The sequence below is a fragment of the Pseudomonas sp. 21LCFQ010 genome (genome assembly GCF_024129905.1).
Lineage (GTDB): Bacteria > Pseudomonadota > Gammaproteobacteria > Pseudomonadales > Pseudomonadaceae > Aquipseudomonas.
Window position 1 is genome coordinate 38,380 of the sequence record NZ_JAMYDZ010000005.1, and the last position, 14,532, is coordinate 52,911.

10 protein-coding genes are annotated in these 14,532 nt (G+C 60.7%); 6 read left to right on the forward strand and 4 right to left on the reverse strand.

Features of this window, described 5'->3' with window-relative positions:
* The first annotated feature begins 148 nt into the window (after nucleotides 1–148).
* From asnB to NJC38_RS08055, 3 genes are read left to right on the forward strand one after another with little or no spacing between them, the layout of a single operon-like run.
* Nucleotides 149–2,062, forward strand: coding sequence for an asparagine synthase (glutamine-hydrolyzing) (asnB, locus tag NJC38_RS08045; RefSeq protein ID WP_253113110.1), 1,914 nt, complete (start codon nucleotides 149–151; stop codon nucleotides 2,060–2,062).
* Complete coding sequence (locus tag NJC38_RS08050; RefSeq protein ID WP_045488047.1) at nucleotides 2,049–3,296, forward strand: glycosyltransferase; 1,248 nt, start codon at nucleotides 2,049–2,051, stop codon at nucleotides 3,294–3,296. Before asnB ends, NJC38_RS08050 begins: the two co-directional genes overlap by 14 nt.
* Complete coding sequence (locus NJC38_RS08055; protein ID WP_253113111.1) at nucleotides 3,293–4,543, forward strand: glycosyltransferase family 4 protein; 1,251 nt, start codon at nucleotides 3,293–3,295, stop codon at nucleotides 4,541–4,543. Before NJC38_RS08050 ends, NJC38_RS08055 begins: the two co-directional genes overlap by 4 nt.
* A gap of 9 nt (nucleotides 4,544–4,552) precedes the next feature.
* Here NJC38_RS08055 and NJC38_RS08060 read toward each other — a convergent pair whose 3' ends face one another.
* Nucleotides 4,553–5,008 (reverse strand): DciA family protein, encoded by a 456-nt coding sequence (locus NJC38_RS08060; RefSeq protein WP_253113112.1) that lies wholly within the window; start codon nucleotides 5,006–5,008, stop codon nucleotides 4,553–4,555.
* A 309-nt stretch (nucleotides 5,009–5,317) separates the two neighbouring features.
* Between NJC38_RS08060 and secA the strand changes: the two genes are divergently transcribed.
* The 3 genes from secA to NJC38_RS08075 all read left to right on the forward strand — a co-directional run bounded on the left by secA (nucleotide 5,318) and on the right by NJC38_RS08075 (nucleotide 10,576).
* A complete protein-coding gene (secA, locus tag NJC38_RS08065) occupies nucleotides 5,318–8,059 on the forward strand; it encodes a preprotein translocase subunit SecA (protein WP_045488054.1) in 2,742 nt (913 codons plus the stop codon).
* Between the two features lie 110 nt (nucleotides 8,060–8,169).
* Nucleotides 8,170–9,387, forward strand: coding sequence for a bifunctional glutamate N-acetyltransferase/amino-acid acetyltransferase ArgJ (gene argJ / locus NJC38_RS08070; protein WP_045488057.1), 1,218 nt, complete (start codon nucleotides 8,170–8,172; stop codon nucleotides 9,385–9,387).
* A 241-nt stretch (nucleotides 9,388–9,628) separates the two neighbouring features.
* Complete coding sequence (locus NJC38_RS08075; RefSeq protein ID WP_253113114.1) at nucleotides 9,629–10,576, forward strand: Nudix family hydrolase; 948 nt, start codon at nucleotides 9,629–9,631, stop codon at nucleotides 10,574–10,576.
* A 239-nt stretch (nucleotides 10,577–10,815) separates the two neighbouring features.
* Here NJC38_RS08075 and NJC38_RS08080 read toward each other — a convergent pair whose 3' ends face one another.
* From NJC38_RS08080 to NJC38_RS08090, 3 genes are read right to left on the reverse strand one after another with little or no spacing between them, the layout of a single operon-like run.
* Nucleotides 10,816–11,391: a cob(I)yrinic acid a,c-diamide adenosyltransferase gene (locus NJC38_RS08080; RefSeq protein WP_045488062.1), complete on the reverse strand. Its 576-nt coding sequence runs from the start codon at nucleotides 11,389–11,391 to the stop codon at nucleotides 10,816–10,818.
* 15 nt (nucleotides 11,392–11,406) lie between these two features.
* Nucleotides 11,407–13,443 carry an ATP-binding protein gene (locus NJC38_RS08085; protein WP_253113116.1) on the reverse strand — a complete coding sequence of 679 codons (2,037 nt, stop codon included), beginning with the start codon at nucleotides 13,441–13,443 and terminating at the stop codon, nucleotides 11,407–11,409.
* Between the two features lie 45 nt (nucleotides 13,444–13,488).
* The gene (locus NJC38_RS08090) at nucleotides 13,489–14,412 is read right to left on the reverse strand and encodes a putative 2-dehydropantoate 2-reductase (protein WP_253113650.1); all 924 of its coding nucleotides are present in this window, start codon (nucleotides 14,410–14,412) and stop codon (nucleotides 13,489–13,491) included.
* Nucleotides 14,413–14,532: the final 120 nt, after the last annotated feature.

The following is a 14,532-nucleotide window of genomic DNA, read 5'->3' on the forward strand; positions in this document are numbered from 1 at the left end:
CCATTCAATCTTCTCTTAAGTTTCTCAGTAATAGCGAAGCAAAGAACGTCATCTTTCTTCGAGAACTCTGGGTTGTCAGAGTCTTTGCTTCATTGGAGGGCGTTACGCCAGCACCCGGCACTATAGGCTGTGTCGAGGGGAATCACTGATGTGTGGAATTGCAGGCTCACTGGCGACCCTTGGTAATAGTGGCGACATTACCCAGTCCTTGAAAAACATGATGAACGCTATCCGCCATCGAGGCCCTGATGGTGAGGGTGTGTGGCTCGACGAGCAGCGGCCGGTCGGGCTGGGTCATGTGCGCCTGGCCATCATCGACCCCGAGCACGGCAAGCAACCCATGCTCACCGCAGACGGGCGCTTTATCATCGTGTTCAACGGGGCGATCTATAACTACCTGGAGTTGCGTCGTGAACTGATCGGCAAGGGCCACCCGCTTCACAGCTATTCGGACACTGAGGTCTTGCTGCACGCCTATCGCGAATGGGGCGAGTCGGTGGTGGATCACCTGGTGGGCATGTTCGCTTTCGCCATCTGGGACCGCCATGAACATAAACTGTTCTGCGCCAGGGACCGGATTGGCATCAAGCCGTTTTACTACCATTTTGATGGCAAGCGCCTGCTGTTCGCCTCCGAGATCAAGGCGATTCTGGCTGATGGCTCGGTGCCCGCCCAGGCTAACCACCAAGGTTTGCAGGATTACCTGACCTTCCAGTTCTGTCTCGATCAGAAAACCCTGTTCAAAGGTATTGAAAAGCTCGAACCCGGTCATTGCCTGACGGCCTGGTATCAAGGCGATGCCCTCAGGATCCGCTGCCGCCAGTATTGGGATGTGCAGTACAACATCGACGAAGAACATGACGAGCGCTATTTCATCGATACGCTGTCAGGCCTGATCGACGATTCGATTCGCCTGCACCTGCGTTCGGATGTGTCATTGGGGGCTCACCTGTCTGGTGGTCTGGATTCAAGTGCCATCGTTTGCCTGGCCTCGCGCATGCTCGGCAGTGAGTCGATAAACACCTTTACCGGGGCGTTTCACGAAGGTCCGCAGTTCGATGAGACACGCTATGCCAAGGAGGTTTCGGCATTTGCCGGCACGGCCTACAACGAAGTCTACATTCCGGCCGGTGATGAATTGGCTGATCTACTGCCGCGTCTGATGCATTTCATGGACGAGCCGGTGGCCGGTCCAGGGGTGATTCCACAGTATTACGTTGCGCAACTGGCCAGCCAGCATGTGAAGGTCGTCATGGGCGGGCAGGGCGGTGATGAGCTGTTTGTCGGTTACGCCCGTTACATGGCGGCCTACCTGGAAAAGTGCCTGTCCGGGGCCATTTACCAGACTGCCAGCCAGCGGCGTTATGCGGTATCGCTGGAGTCAATCGTGCCTAACCTGCCGCTGCTGGCCAGCTATCAGCCGATGCTCCAGGGGTTGTGGAAGGATGGCCTGTTTGGCGCCCATGACCTGCGTTACTTCCGTTTGCTGGATCGCAGCGAGGGCATGAGCCAGCTGTTCAATCAGGACGTGTTGCGCGGTAATGGTGATTACTCGCCCTTGGCGTCGTTCCAGCGCATCTTCAACCGCGATGGGCTGCACTCGCTGGTCAACCAGATGACCTACTTCGACCTGAAGGGTTCGTTGCCAGCGCTGCTGCATGTCGAGGACCGCACCAGTATGGCGGCGTCCATCGAGTCGCGGGTGCCGTTGCTCGATCACCGGATTGTCGAGTTCATGGCGACCATCCCTCCCAACGTCAAGTTTGCCAATGGGCGGATGAAACACCTGTTCAAGGAGTCGGTGCGCAGCGCCGTGCCGACGAGTATTTTCGAGCGCAAGGACAAGATGGGGTTTCCGACTCCCTTGACCCAGTGGACCAAAGGTGTGGCCCGGGATTTTGTCCGCGACACCCTGCTTGGCCAGCGGGCCCGCCAGCGCGGCCTTTATAACGTGGCCGCGGTCGAAAAAGCCCTGGGTTGCGAGCGAGAGTTCGGCCGGGTGGTGTGGGGGCTGCTGTGTCTTGAACTGTGGCACCGCAACTTCATCGATGCAGATGCGTAGCCTGGAGGTGATTGAAATGCGCCGGGTGTTGATGCTCTGCAACGATCGGCAGATTGATCGACGGATCATATTGCAGGCCGACAGCCTGCAAGAGGCTGGTTGGCAGGTGACGATTCTGGCCATGCCGCTCGATGAAGCGGGTGCCCCTGACGACTCGCGAGTCTTGCGCATTGGTTCTGCCAGTGAGGCGGCAGCACGCCGTGAAAACCGCGTTCTGGAATTCTACCGCCTGGTGCGCCGTTACCTGCCGATGAATGGCTGGTTCATGCGGCTGCTGAAATCGGCGGCCTGGCGCTTTGTAGTCGATCAGGAGCGCTTCTATCTGAACCTGTTTCTGGCAACTGGCCGTAGGCATTTGGCCGAGGTGGTGGTTGCCCACGATCTGCCGATGCTGGCCGTCGGGCGTGCCTTGGCCGCCGAGTTTGGCGCCCGGCTGGTCTACGACAGCCATGAACTGTATTGCGAGCAGGAGTTTGCGCGCTGGCAGCGGGCAACCTGGGCACAGATAGAGCAACGACATATATCAGCCTGCGACCGGGTGATCACCGTCAACCCGTCGATTGCCGGTGAGTTGCAAAGGCGCTATGGGTTGGCCAGGGTGTCGGTCATCCATAACGCTGAGCGTATCGGCCCGTTGCCGCCGCGTTCCAACTACTTGCATGAGCATTTTGGCATTGCGGCCGGCCAGCGAATTCTGCTGTTTCAGGGCGGCTTGTCAGCCGGTCGCCATCTGGGGCAACTGGTGCAGGCCATGGCCTTGCTCAAGAGCAGCGATGTGCACCTGGTTCTGCTGGGTGATGGCCAACTGGCCGAGGCCCTGCAGCGCACGGTGGTCCGCCTGCGGCTACAGGATCGGGTGCATCTGCATCGGGCAGTGCCCCAGGCCCGGTTGCTGTCGATTAGCAGCGCGGCCGATGCCGGAATCATCCCTTATCAGCCCATTTGCCTGAACAACTATTACTGCACCCCTAACAAGCTGTTCGAGTTCATTGCGGCCGGCTTGCCAATCCTGGCCAGTGATCTTCCTGAACTGCGCCGCCTGGTCCATGACCAGCAGATTGGCAAGGTCGAGGACCTGAGCAGTGTGGCCCGTCTGGCGGCTGCAATCGATGATCTGTTCGCTGATCGACCCCGCTTGCAGGCCTGGCGCAATACCGTGGAACAGGTACGCCAGACTCAGAGCTGGCAGTGTGAAGGCGAGAAGCTCAAGCAGATCTATGAGGAACTCCGATGAAAGTCGCAGTGGTTTATCAGTATTACCAAGGCCATCAGGCGCCAGGGCATTCGCTGGTCTTCGAGTTGACCCAGCATCTGGCCGGGCAAGGGCATGAAGTGACGGTAGTATCCGGTGAGACCGGCTATATGCAGGCCGATCCGGCTGTGCTGCCCTGGTACCGGCGTCTGTTGCGCCGTGAGCGCGATGGGGCAGTCAAGGTTATTCGCACCTTCACCTATACCCAACTGCACCGTAGCTATTCAGGTCGCCTGCTCAGTTTTATCTCGTTTTCCCTGAGCGCTCCGCTGGGCTTGCTGGGCATGCGCCGGCCGGACGTCGTACTGGCTTCCTCGCCGCCGATCTTCCCGATGTTTTCGACCTGGCTGGTATGCAAACTACGCGGTATCCCGCTGGTCCTGGAGGTGCGCGACCTGTGGCCGGAGTCTGCCGTGCAGATGGGGATCCTGCGCAACCGGCTGCTGATTTCAGTGATGTCATGGATGGAGCGGCTGCTCTATAACCAGGCGGTGCGAATTGTCGCGCTGACCACGGGAATACGCGATGACATCGTCGCCCGTGGCTGGCCCGCCGAAAAACTGCAGGTAGTGACCTGCGGCGTTGACCGCGACATGTTGTTTACCGACCTGCCGGCCGGGCAGCGGATACGCCGTCAACTGGGCTGGCAAGACTGCCATATCGTTCTGTACCTGGGGGCGATGGGCGAGGCCAATAATCTGGATGTGGTCCTCGATTCCGCACGCCAAAGCCACGGCAAGCCGGTGCGTTACCTGCTGATTGGTGATGGCATGCGCAAGCCCTGCATACAGGCGCGCGCACAGGCGCTGGGGCTCGATAACGTGCTGATTTTGCCGCCCATACCCAAGGATCAGGCGCGGGCCTACATTAACGCTGCCGACCTGTGTGTTGTCACGTTGCTGGATATTCCGCTGTTTCGGGGGGCAATCCCCACCAAACTGCTCGATTACATGGCCTGTGCGCGGCCAGTGCTGTGCGGCGTGGCCGGGGAGGCCGGACAAATCGTCAAGGCAGCTGGCGCCGGCCTGAACTTTTCCGCCAACGACGGCCAGCACCTTGCCGAGCTGATCGAGCAACTGCGCCATGATCCGGAAAAATGTTTGTTGATGGGCCGACGTGGCCAGGCCTATGTACGCGAGCACTTTGATGCAGCAGTCAACCGTCGGGCTATGGAACAGCTATTGCTGGACTCTTGCCGTGTGGCACTCAAGGCCCCTGCCAGTGGCTAATGACCAGTGCTATGGCTTGGGGGTGGCGTGGCTGGCCAGCCGTTCGAGGGCGGCGCGCAGTTTGGGGTCGCTGATACCCTCGGCCGTGGCCTGGATGTTTTCGGCAGCGCTGATCGACAAATCGATGGTATGGGTCGCTGCGCCCTGGGGCGGCGAGGGTGGCTGGACCTTGAACTGGATGCGCATCAGGCTGGCGAATTCGTCGAACATCACCAGTTGGCGCTGCAGCCGCCGTTGCTGGTAACGCAAGCGCGTGGCCCAGTGGCCGTCGGTCACTACCAGCAGCAGACAACCTTCGCGCCAGGAGGCCACCCGGCAGTGTTCGCGGGCTGCCGGTTGCAACTGGCTTTCAAGCAGGCGCTGCAGATGGGTCAGGCGCTCGGCCTGGCGGAAGATCGCCCGTAGCGGCTTGGCGTCACGTAGCAGTACGGCAGGGGAGCGGGCGTCGAGGGGGCGGAAGGCCATTGATGCGTTGCCTTGGGAAAGCGAGGCTGCAATATTAACAGAAAGTGACGTGCTTGCCCGGCGGGCTGCTGCTGTGCCGGGCTGCGAACGAGGCGGGTGACAAGTTTCATCAACGTCGAGCCTTGAAGTCGGATAAAAAGCCCCCATTGAAACACTGCCCCCTAACAGCGCTGTGCCAGCATCGTGGAATAACGCCACTTTCCTCACCATCGTTTCCGGGTAGAATGCTCGTTCGCATGCGACCATGAGGGTCGCACGGGCGACTCACGGGGCCGCCCTCCATTCCTATGTGTGGAAGATCCTGTCGATATGTTTGCGCCTTTGTTAAAAAAACTTTTTGGAAGCAAGAACGAGCGTGAAGTAAAGCGCATGCTCAAGACGGTACAGATCGTCAATGCCTTCGAAGAGAAAATGGTAGCTCTTTCGGACGAGCAACTGCGCGCCAAGACCGAAGAGTTCAAGGCCCGCATAGCGAAAGGCGAAACCCTCGATCAACTGCTTCCTGAAGCCTTTGCCGTTGCGCGTGAAGCCGGCAAGCGGGTGATGGGCATGCGCCACTTCGACGTCCAGCTGATTGGCGGCATGACCCTGCACGAGGGCAAGATCGCTGAGATGCGTACCGGTGAGGGCAAGACCCTGGTCGGTACTCTGGGTGTCTACCTGAACGCGCTGTCCGGCAAGGGCGTGCACGTGGTCACGGTCAACGACTACCTGGCCCGGCGTGACGCCAACTGGATGCGTCCGTTGTACGAATTCCTCGGCCTGACCGTAGGCATCGTCACGCCATTCCAGCCGCCGGAAGAGAAGCGCGCAGCCTATGCCGCCGACATCACCTACGGCACCAACAACGAATTCGGCTTCGACTACCTGCGCGACAACATGGCGTTCAGTGTCGAAGACAAATTCCAGCGTGAACTCAACTTCGCCGTGATCGACGAAGTCGACTCGATCCTGATCGACGAAGCCCGTACGCCGCTGATCATCTCCGGCCAGGCCGAAGACAGCTCGCGCCTGTACACCGAAATCAACCGCCTGATTCCAAAACTGCGCCAGCACATCGAGGAAGTCGAAGGCCAGGTGACCCAGGAGGGCCACTTCAGCATCGACGAGAAAAGCCGCCAGGTTGAACTCAACGAGGCCGGTCACCAGTTCATCGAAGAGATGCTCACCGAGGCCGGTCTGCTGGCCGAAGGCGAGAGCCTGTATTCGGCGCACAACCTGGGCCTGCTGACCCACGTCTATGCTGGCCTGCGCGCGCACAAGCTGTTCAACCGCAACGTCGAGTACATCGTCCAGGACGGTCAGGTGCTGCTGGTTGACGAGCACACCGGTCGGACCATGCCCGGCCGTCGCCTGTCCGAAGGCCTGCATCAGGCCATCGAGGCCAAGGAAAACCTGAACATCCAGGCCGAGAGCCAGACCCTGGCATCGACCACCTTCCAGAACTATTTCCGCCTGTACACCAAACTTTCGGGCATGACCGGTACGGCAGACACCGAAGCGTTCGAATTCCAGCAGATCTACAACCTGGAAGTGATGGTCATTCCGCCCAACAAGCCGTTGGCGCGCAAGGATTTCAATGACCTGGTGTACCTGACCGCCGAAGAGAAGTACGCCGCGATCATCGCCGACATCAAGGCCTGTGTGGCCGAGAACCGGCCGATCCTGGTCGGTACCGCGACCATCGAGACCTCGGAGCACATGTCGGCCCTGCTGCGCAAGGAAGGCATCGATCACAAGGTTCTCAACGCCAAGTTCCACGAAAAAGAAGCCGAGATCATCGCCCAGGCGGGCCGTCCGGGCGCGCTGACCATCGCCACCAACATGGCCGGTCGTGGTACCGACATTCTGCTCGGCGGTAACTGGGAAGTCGAAGTCGCCAACCTGGAGAACCCGACGCCTGAGCAGATCGCCCAGATCAAGGCTGACTGGCAGAAGCGTCACCAGCAAGTGATCGAGGCCGGTGGTCTGCATGTGATCGCCTCCGAACGTCACGAATCTCGTCGTATCGACAACCAGTTGCGCGGTCGTGCCGGCCGTCAGGGCGATACCGGTTCCAGCCGGTTCTACCTGTCGCTGGAAGACAGCCTGATGCGCATCTTTGCCTCTGACCGGGTGAAGAACTTCATGAAGGCGCTGGGCATGCAGTCTGGTGAGGCCATTGAGCACCGCATGGTGACCAACGCCATCGAGAAGGCTCAGCGCAAGGTCGAAGGCCGTAACTTCGACATCCGCAAGCAACTGCTGGAGTTCGACGACGTTGCCAACGAGCAGCGTAAAGTGATCTACCACATGCGTAACAGCCTGCTGTCGGCCACCAACATTGGCGACACCATTGCCGAGTTCCGCGAAGAAGTGCTGAACAACCTGATCAGCCAGCACATTCCACCGCAGTCGCTGCCCGAGCAGTGGGACGTGGCTGGCCTGGAATCTGCGCTGGTGTCGGACTTTGCCGTCAAGCTGCCTGTGCAGCAGTGGCTGGACGAAGACGACCACCTGCACGAAGAGACGCTGCGTGAAAAACTGCTGGCCGAACTGCTGACTGCTTACAACGAGAAAGAAGAACAGGCCAGTGCCGACGCGCTGCGCACCTTCGAGAAGCAGATTCTGCTGCGCGTGCTCGACGACCTGTGGAAAGACCACCTGTCGACCATGGATCACCTGCGCCACGGCATCCACCTGCGCGGTTATGCGCAGAAGAACCCGAAGCAGGAGTACAAGCGCGAGTCGTTCAACCTGTTCCAGGAACTGCTCGACTCGATCAAGCGCGACACCATCCGTGTGCTGTCGCACGTTCAGGTCCGCCGCGAAGACCCCGAGGAAGAAGAAGCCCGTCTGCGCCGCGACGCCGAAGAGCTGGCTCAGCGCATGCAGTTTCAGCATGCCGAAGCGCCAGGTCTTGAACAGGTAGCCGCTGGCGAGGTTGAGGAGGGCGCCGAGGTTGCTGTGGCCAGCGCGCCGGTGCGTAACGACCAGAAGCTGGGTCGTAACGAAGTGTGCTGGTGTGGTTCGGGCAAGAAATTCAAACACTGCCACGGTCAGATCAGTTAAGTTCTGAGCGTTTACACCCACGCCGCGACCGGTCTTGCCGTCGCGGCGTTTTACCATTGATCGCCGTACCGATGAGCGGACGGCGCAGATAAAGCTCAAGGAGCGCACGCATGGCTGTTGGTCTTGGTCCTTTGCCTACATTGCACCCGGTTCCCGGTTTTGAACTGGGTATCGCCTCGGCCGGTATCAAGCGTCCGGGGCGCAAGGATGTAGTGGTGATGCGCTGTGCCGAAGGCTCCAGCGTTGCCGGTGTCTTCACCCTCAACGCCTTTTGCGCGGCGCCGGTGATCATTGCCAAACAGCGCGTTCAGGGCAGCGTTCGCTACCTGCTGACCAACACCGGCAACGCCAACGCCGGCACTGGCGAGCCAGGTCTGATCGCGGCCAAGCGTACCTGCGACAAGCTCGCACAGCTGACCGGCGTGCCTGCTGAGGCCGTATTGCCATTCTCTACCGGTGTAATCGGTGAGCCGCTGCCGGTCGAAAAGATCGAAGGCGCTCTGCAGGCCGCCCTGGACGATCTGTCGGTCGACAACTGGGCTGCTGCTGCCACTGGCATCATGACCACTGATACTCTGCCCAAGGGTGCCAGCCGTCAGTTCCAGCACGAAGGCGTGACGGTCACTGTGACCGGCATCAGCAAGGGCGCGGGCATGATCCGCCCGAATATGGCCACCATGCTCGGCTACATCGCCACCGACGCCAAAGTTGCGCAGAGCGTGCTGAAGGACTTGATCCTCGACGGGTCGAACAAGTCGTTCAACCGCATCACCATCGACGGCGATACCTCGACCAACGACTGCTGCATGCTGATTGCCACGGGGCAGGCTGATGTACCAGAAATCAGTGAAGCCAAAGGCCCGTTGTTCGAGGCACTGAAAAAAGCCGTTTTCGACGTCTGCATGGAAGTGGCCCAGGCCATCGTCCGTGATGGTGAAGGCGCTACCAAGTTCGTGACTGTCGAAGTCAACGGTGGCGGCAACCACCAAGAGTGTCTGGATGTCGGCTACGCCGTAGCGCATTCGCCGTTGATCAAGACCGCACTGTTTGCCTCGGACCCGAACTGGGGCCGGATCCTGGCTGCCGTTGGCCGTGCTGGCGTGCCGGACCTGGATGTCAGCAAGATCGACGTGTTCCTCGGCGAAGTGTGCATCGCCAGCAAGGGTGGCCGCGCCGCGACCTACACCGAAGCCCAGGGCTCCGAGGTCATGGCACGCGAAGAAATCACCATCCGCATCGAGCTGGGCCGTGGTGATTGCAGCGAGACCATCTGGACCACCGACCTGTCTCACGAGTACGTGAAGATCAACGCCGAATACCGCACCTGATTGGTAGCCGCTCCTGTCTGCTGTACAGGAGCGGCACATCGCCCATCCGGCTCAACCCTGTGAGCCATGTAACATGTCGCGGCACCTGATCGTTGGTCATCGGTGCGACTTCTGCTGGTTACTGCGCGCCTCACATCCTGCGAGCGGCACTGATGATGACCTTTCAGGTATACACCGACACCATTTACCAATGGCCTGCTTTCCAGCGCTGGTTGCAGGCAGGCCAGGAGGAACCCGAGTTGTGAAACGAGTCCACGTAGTGGCGGCCGTGATTCGCGGTCACGATGGCCGAATCCTCATTGCCCGACGCGCCGATACCCAGCATCAGGGTGGCCTGTGGGAGTTTCCCGGTGGCAAGGTCGAGCAGGGTGAGGCACCGCGTGCCGCCCTTGGCCGCGAGTTGCAGGAAGAGCTGGGCATTCAGGTCGAGACGGCGCGGCCGTTGATCCGGATTGCCCACGATTATCCGGACAAGCATGTGTTACTGGATGTCTGGGATGTATCGGCGTTCAGCGGTGAACCCCACGGCGCCGAAGGCCAGCCGCTGGCCTGGGTCGCGCCGCGGCAGTTGGCCGATTACGAGTTTCCAGCCGCCAATGCACCGATCGTCGCGGCGGCCCGCTTGCCCAGCGAGTACCTGATTACTCCAGAGGGGCTGGAGAACGGCGAGTTGTTGCGCGGCATGCAAAAGGCCATTGCCCAGGGCGCCAAGCTGCTCCAGTTGCGGGCGCCGCGTGGCTATGATCCGGCCTATCGCGACCTGGCGGTGGATGCCGTTGGCTTGTGCGCCGGCAAGGCGCAATTGATGCTCAAGGGTCCGTTAGAGTGGCTGGGCGACTTCCCGTCTGCCGGCTGGCACCTGACCGCCGAACAACTGCGTAAATACGCCAGCCGTGGCCGCCCGTTCCCGGTCGAGCGCTGGCTGGCCGCCTCGTGCCATAACGCTGAAGAACTGAGCTTGGCGACGCAGATGGGGGTGGACTTCGTCACCCTGTCGCCGGTGCAGCCGACCCAGACCCACCCTGAGGCGCAACCACTGGGCTGGGAGCAGGCGACGCAACTGATTGCCGGTTTTGGCAAGCCTGTGTTCCTGCTGGGCGGGGTTGGCCCACAACAGGTTCAGCGCGCCTGGGACAGCGGTGCTCAGGGCGTGGCCGGTATCCGCGCGTTCTGGCCAGCGGATCATTGAGACCGGCATTAGCCTGTAGGACCGGCTTTAGCCGCAATACTGTTCTGTTAAGCACCACAGATCTCTGTGGGAGCGACCTTGGTCGCGAAAGGGCCAGGAAAGTCACAGCATCTGCTGCGAATGTGCCGCCCTCTTCGCGACCAAGGTCGCTCCTACAAAGGCATGCAGTACTTAACTGAACAGTATTGGCTTTAGCCGGGAAGCTTTCGTTGCTAAAGCGGATCGCCGCCCGGCAACTCCTACGGTTTGGGCGCCGCCTGCCAGAGAATCTCTGCCACGCCCTGGCGGCGGGCGATCAGCCGGGCGGCGACGAACAACAGGTCTGACAGCCGGTTGATATAGGCCAGCCCCACGCCCTGCAACGGCTCGCTACTGTTGAGCTGCTGGCAGCGGCGTTCGGCGGTGCGCGCGGCGCTGCGGCACACATGGGCCTGAGCAATGAGTGCCGAGCCACCGGGCAGAATGAAATTCTCCAGCGGCCCCAGTTCTTCATTCCACAGGTCGATCGCGGCCTCCAGGCGTTCAATTTCGTTAGTGTCCAGCGCCTGATAGGCCGGCATCGCCAATTCACCGCCCAGATCGAACAGCCGGTGCTGGCAGGGCGCCAGAACCTGGATCAGTTCGGCCAGCGCCGGGTACTTCTCGCTCTGTTGCGTTAACCCCGCCAGCAGCAAGCCCAACTGACTATTGAGGGTGTCGACCTCGCCAATGGCCTCGATACGCGGATGATCCTTGGGCACCCGGCGTCCGTCGCCCAGCCCGGTTTCACCACGGTCACCCTGGCGTGTGTAGATTTTCGACAGACGAAAGCCCATGTACGTCGCTCCTGATCAAAGCTTGCTGATGATGTGCGCCGGCACCATGACCTGATTGGCGTCCAGCGGCAGGCGCAGGGTGAAGCAGGTGCCCTGACCGATAGTCGACTGCACCTCCATCTGGCCCTTGTGGTTATTGGTGATGATGAAGTACGACACCGACAGGCCCAGCCCGGTGCCCTGGCCAATCTCCTTGGTGGTAAAGAACGGCTCAAAGGTGCGTTTGCGCACGTTTTCTGTCATTCCTATGCCGTTGTCTTCGACCTGGATTTCGGCCCACGGCGGGTTGAGCCGGGTTCTGAGGGTGATGCGACCCGGTTCGCTGTTTTCCGGGCGCTGGTGGATGGCCTGGGCTGCGTTCTTCAACAGGTTGAGCAGCACCTGCTCCAGCTCATTGGCGGTGCAGGGCACCGGCCCCAGTTGCGGATCAAACTGCCGAATGATGTGCTGGCCCTTGAAATCAAAGCCCACGGTCAGATCAAAGTCGTTGCTGGCGATCTCCAGCGCCTGGTCGATCAGCGCTGGCAGATCGCATGGCGCCAGTTGCCGATTGCTCAGGCGGCTGAAGTTGAGCATGTGGCTGACGATCTTCGCCGCCCGTGCACCGGCCTGCTGGATGCCGTCGAGCAACTGCGGGACCTCGCGGCCAATCAGGTATTGATTGACCAGTTGCAGGTCGATGCCGTCGCTCTGGGCTTGTTCAAGATTCTTCGGCAGGTCCGCAGACAACCGACGGCGGATGTTCTGCACATTGTGCAGGATCGCGCCCAGCGGATTGTTGATCTCATGGGCCATGCCGGCTGCCAGGCCGCCGACCGAGAGCATTTTCTCGGACTGCACCATCATCTCTTCCAGCGAGATGCGCTGGGTGATGTCATCGATACGGATCACCACGCCGCGGCCCGCATCGCCACTGAGCGGGTAGAAGGTCACTGCGTAATGGCGCGGGACATCGTGTTTGATCCAGGTCACCCGCTCGATCAGGGTGACCTTGTGTTGTTCTACGGTGTGTTTGAGTTGTGGCATGAACGCCCGCATCGGTTCGAAGGCGATGAAAATCGGCTGGTTAAGCGCTTCGTCCAGCGGCGTCTCCGATAGAAGCGTGGCTTGCTGATTCCACTGGGTGACGTAGAGCTGTTCATCCAGGGCAATCATCGCTGAGGGCATCGAGTCGATGATGCTGTTCAGGTAATTCTGAAATCCGGTGAGTTTCTTCTCGATCTTGCTGCGCACCTGGACTTCCAGCTCCAGCTTGCGGTTGGTGCGGCGGGTTTCTTCAGCCAGCCCATGGGCCTGGTCGAATGCCTCCTGAGCATCATCGCGGGCGCGTTTGAGCTGCTGCTCCCGGGCTTCAATGCGCGCCAGCATGGTGTTGAACGCCGAGGCCAGGCTGCCGATTTCATCTTTGTTGCCCGTGCGCACCCGCAGTGCGTAGTTTTCTTCACGGGTCACCTGACGTGACAGTTGTTCAAGCTGGTAAATGGGCTCGGTGATCAAGCGGCGAATCTGCCGGGCCACCACGATCCACAGCAGGATACTGAAGATCAGGATGCCGACACTGGCGGTCAGCGTGCCGCTGTAGAACGCGCCGGGCAACTCGCTGCTGGCCACCAGCAACAGATGGCCAGGCGCCTGGTCGCCCTTGGGCACCGGGATCAGCTGGGTGCTGCGAAATTCGGTCAGGCGCCAGTTCTGGATCTCGTCATAGCGCAGCGGCAGCTCCAGTGGATCGCCCTGCTGGTGTTGTGCCAGGCGAGTGCCGTCATTGTCGTAGACCGCCGCTGCGCGCAGCGGGCCGTAACTTTTCAGTTCGTGGAGCAAGGCCTGGGCGTCGGCGGGGGAGTTCAGCGCCCGCTCGTTGAGGTAAGCACTGCTGATCAAACGGCCGATGGTTTGCAGCGCTTGCGGCGCCATGGCTTCCTGAGAGATGTAATAGGCCGCACTGATGAAGGTCAGGTTGGCGACCAGTAATACGGTGGTCAGCAGGACCAGCAGCGCGGCCAGCAGCTTCTGGCCTACCGGCAGGTTGTCTAGGCGCTGGCGCAGTTGCATAGGCACGTCACGGAGCGAGGATTGGAAAGCGCAGGGTAGCGCGGGCTAGTCGCTACGCAAACCCTTGCTGGCCAGATGTTGTGCCAGACGCCGGTGCAATTGCTGCAAATGAGGCAGCGCATATTGATGGCGCTGCGCCGCCGCACAGGCGTAACCGAGCAGGTAACTGATTTCGGTGCGGCGGCCGTGCGCGACATCCTGGTACATCGACGAGAAGTTCGCCGCTGTGGCCCGGATCACCCGCAGCACTTCTTCATGCAGATCGCTCGCGGCTGCCGGTTGGCCGCAACACTGCAGCAGGCCGGTCAGTTCATCGCACAGGGTCGCGACCTCGCAGGGGTGTTGCAACAGATCGCCGTTACGGCAGCTGTGCAGCACGGTCAGCGGATTGATCGCGCAATTGAGTGCCAGCTTGCGCCACAGGCGGGTCAGGATATCCGGGGTCCATTGATGGGGGATGCCAGCGCAGTGCAGCTCTTCGAGCAGCGCCGACGGCGGGGCAGGGTCGGCGGCATCGCCCAGCCAGGTGAAGCCGTGCCCGGCAAAGCGCACCTGCCAGTCGGCTTCGCGGAACGCGCCTTCGGTGCTGGAGGCGAAGATACAGCGTGCTTCGGGAATACGGGCCGCTACTGCCTCCTGGCTGCCCAGGCCATTCTGCAGCAGGATGACCTGCGCGCCGGGGACCAGGTGGCTTGCCAGTTGAGCAACGGCCTGCTCGGCATCGTAAGCCTTGCAGGCCACCAGCAGGCGTTCGATCGGTGCATGGTCATCGAGCGTCCGGGCGTCGATGGACAATCGCTCGCAACCCTCTTGAGTCACCAGAGTCAGATGACTGCCGTGGTTGCGATACTGCGCCAGGCGAGCTTGATCGCGCAGTATCAGGCAGACCGGCAAGCCGGCACGGGCCAACCGAGTGGCCCACAGTGTACCGAGGCTGCCGGCGCCGAGGATGTGCCAGGTCTTCATCAGCCGTTCGCAACCGAAAATGGGGTACAAGATGCACGCATGCAGATGAAGGCTCGCAGTAAAGGCTGGAAAAGTCCCGTTATAATGAGCGCTCTTTCGTACCGTCAAGTCACGCGTGTGGGT

Coding starts and splice junctions, on each gene's coding strand:
- secA (WP_045488054.1), top strand. CDS start 5,318: ATGTTTGCGCCTTTGTTAAAAAAACTTTTTGGAAGCAAGAACGAGCGT.
- NJC38_RS08085 (WP_253113116.1), bottom strand. CDS start 13,443: ATGCAACTGCGCCAGCGCCTAGACAACCTGCCGGTAGGCCAGAAGCTG.
- NJC38_RS08050 (WP_045488047.1), top strand. CDS start 2,049: ATGCAGATGCGTAGCCTGGAGGTGATTGAAATGCGCCGGGTGTTGATG.
- NJC38_RS08055 (WP_253113111.1), top strand. CDS start 3,293: ATGAAAGTCGCAGTGGTTTATCAGTATTACCAAGGCCATCAGGCGCCA.
- argJ (WP_045488057.1), top strand. CDS start 8,170: ATGGCTGTTGGTCTTGGTCCTTTGCCTACATTGCACCCGGTTCCCGGT.
- NJC38_RS08080 (WP_045488062.1), bottom strand. CDS start 11,391: ATGGGCTTTCGTCTGTCGAAAATCTACACACGCCAGGGTGACCGTGGT.
- NJC38_RS08060 (WP_253113112.1), bottom strand. CDS start 5,008: ATGGCCTTCCGCCCCCTCGACGCCCGCTCCCCTGCCGTACTGCTACGT.
- asnB (WP_253113110.1), top strand. CDS start 149: ATGTGTGGAATTGCAGGCTCACTGGCGACCCTTGGTAATAGTGGCGAC.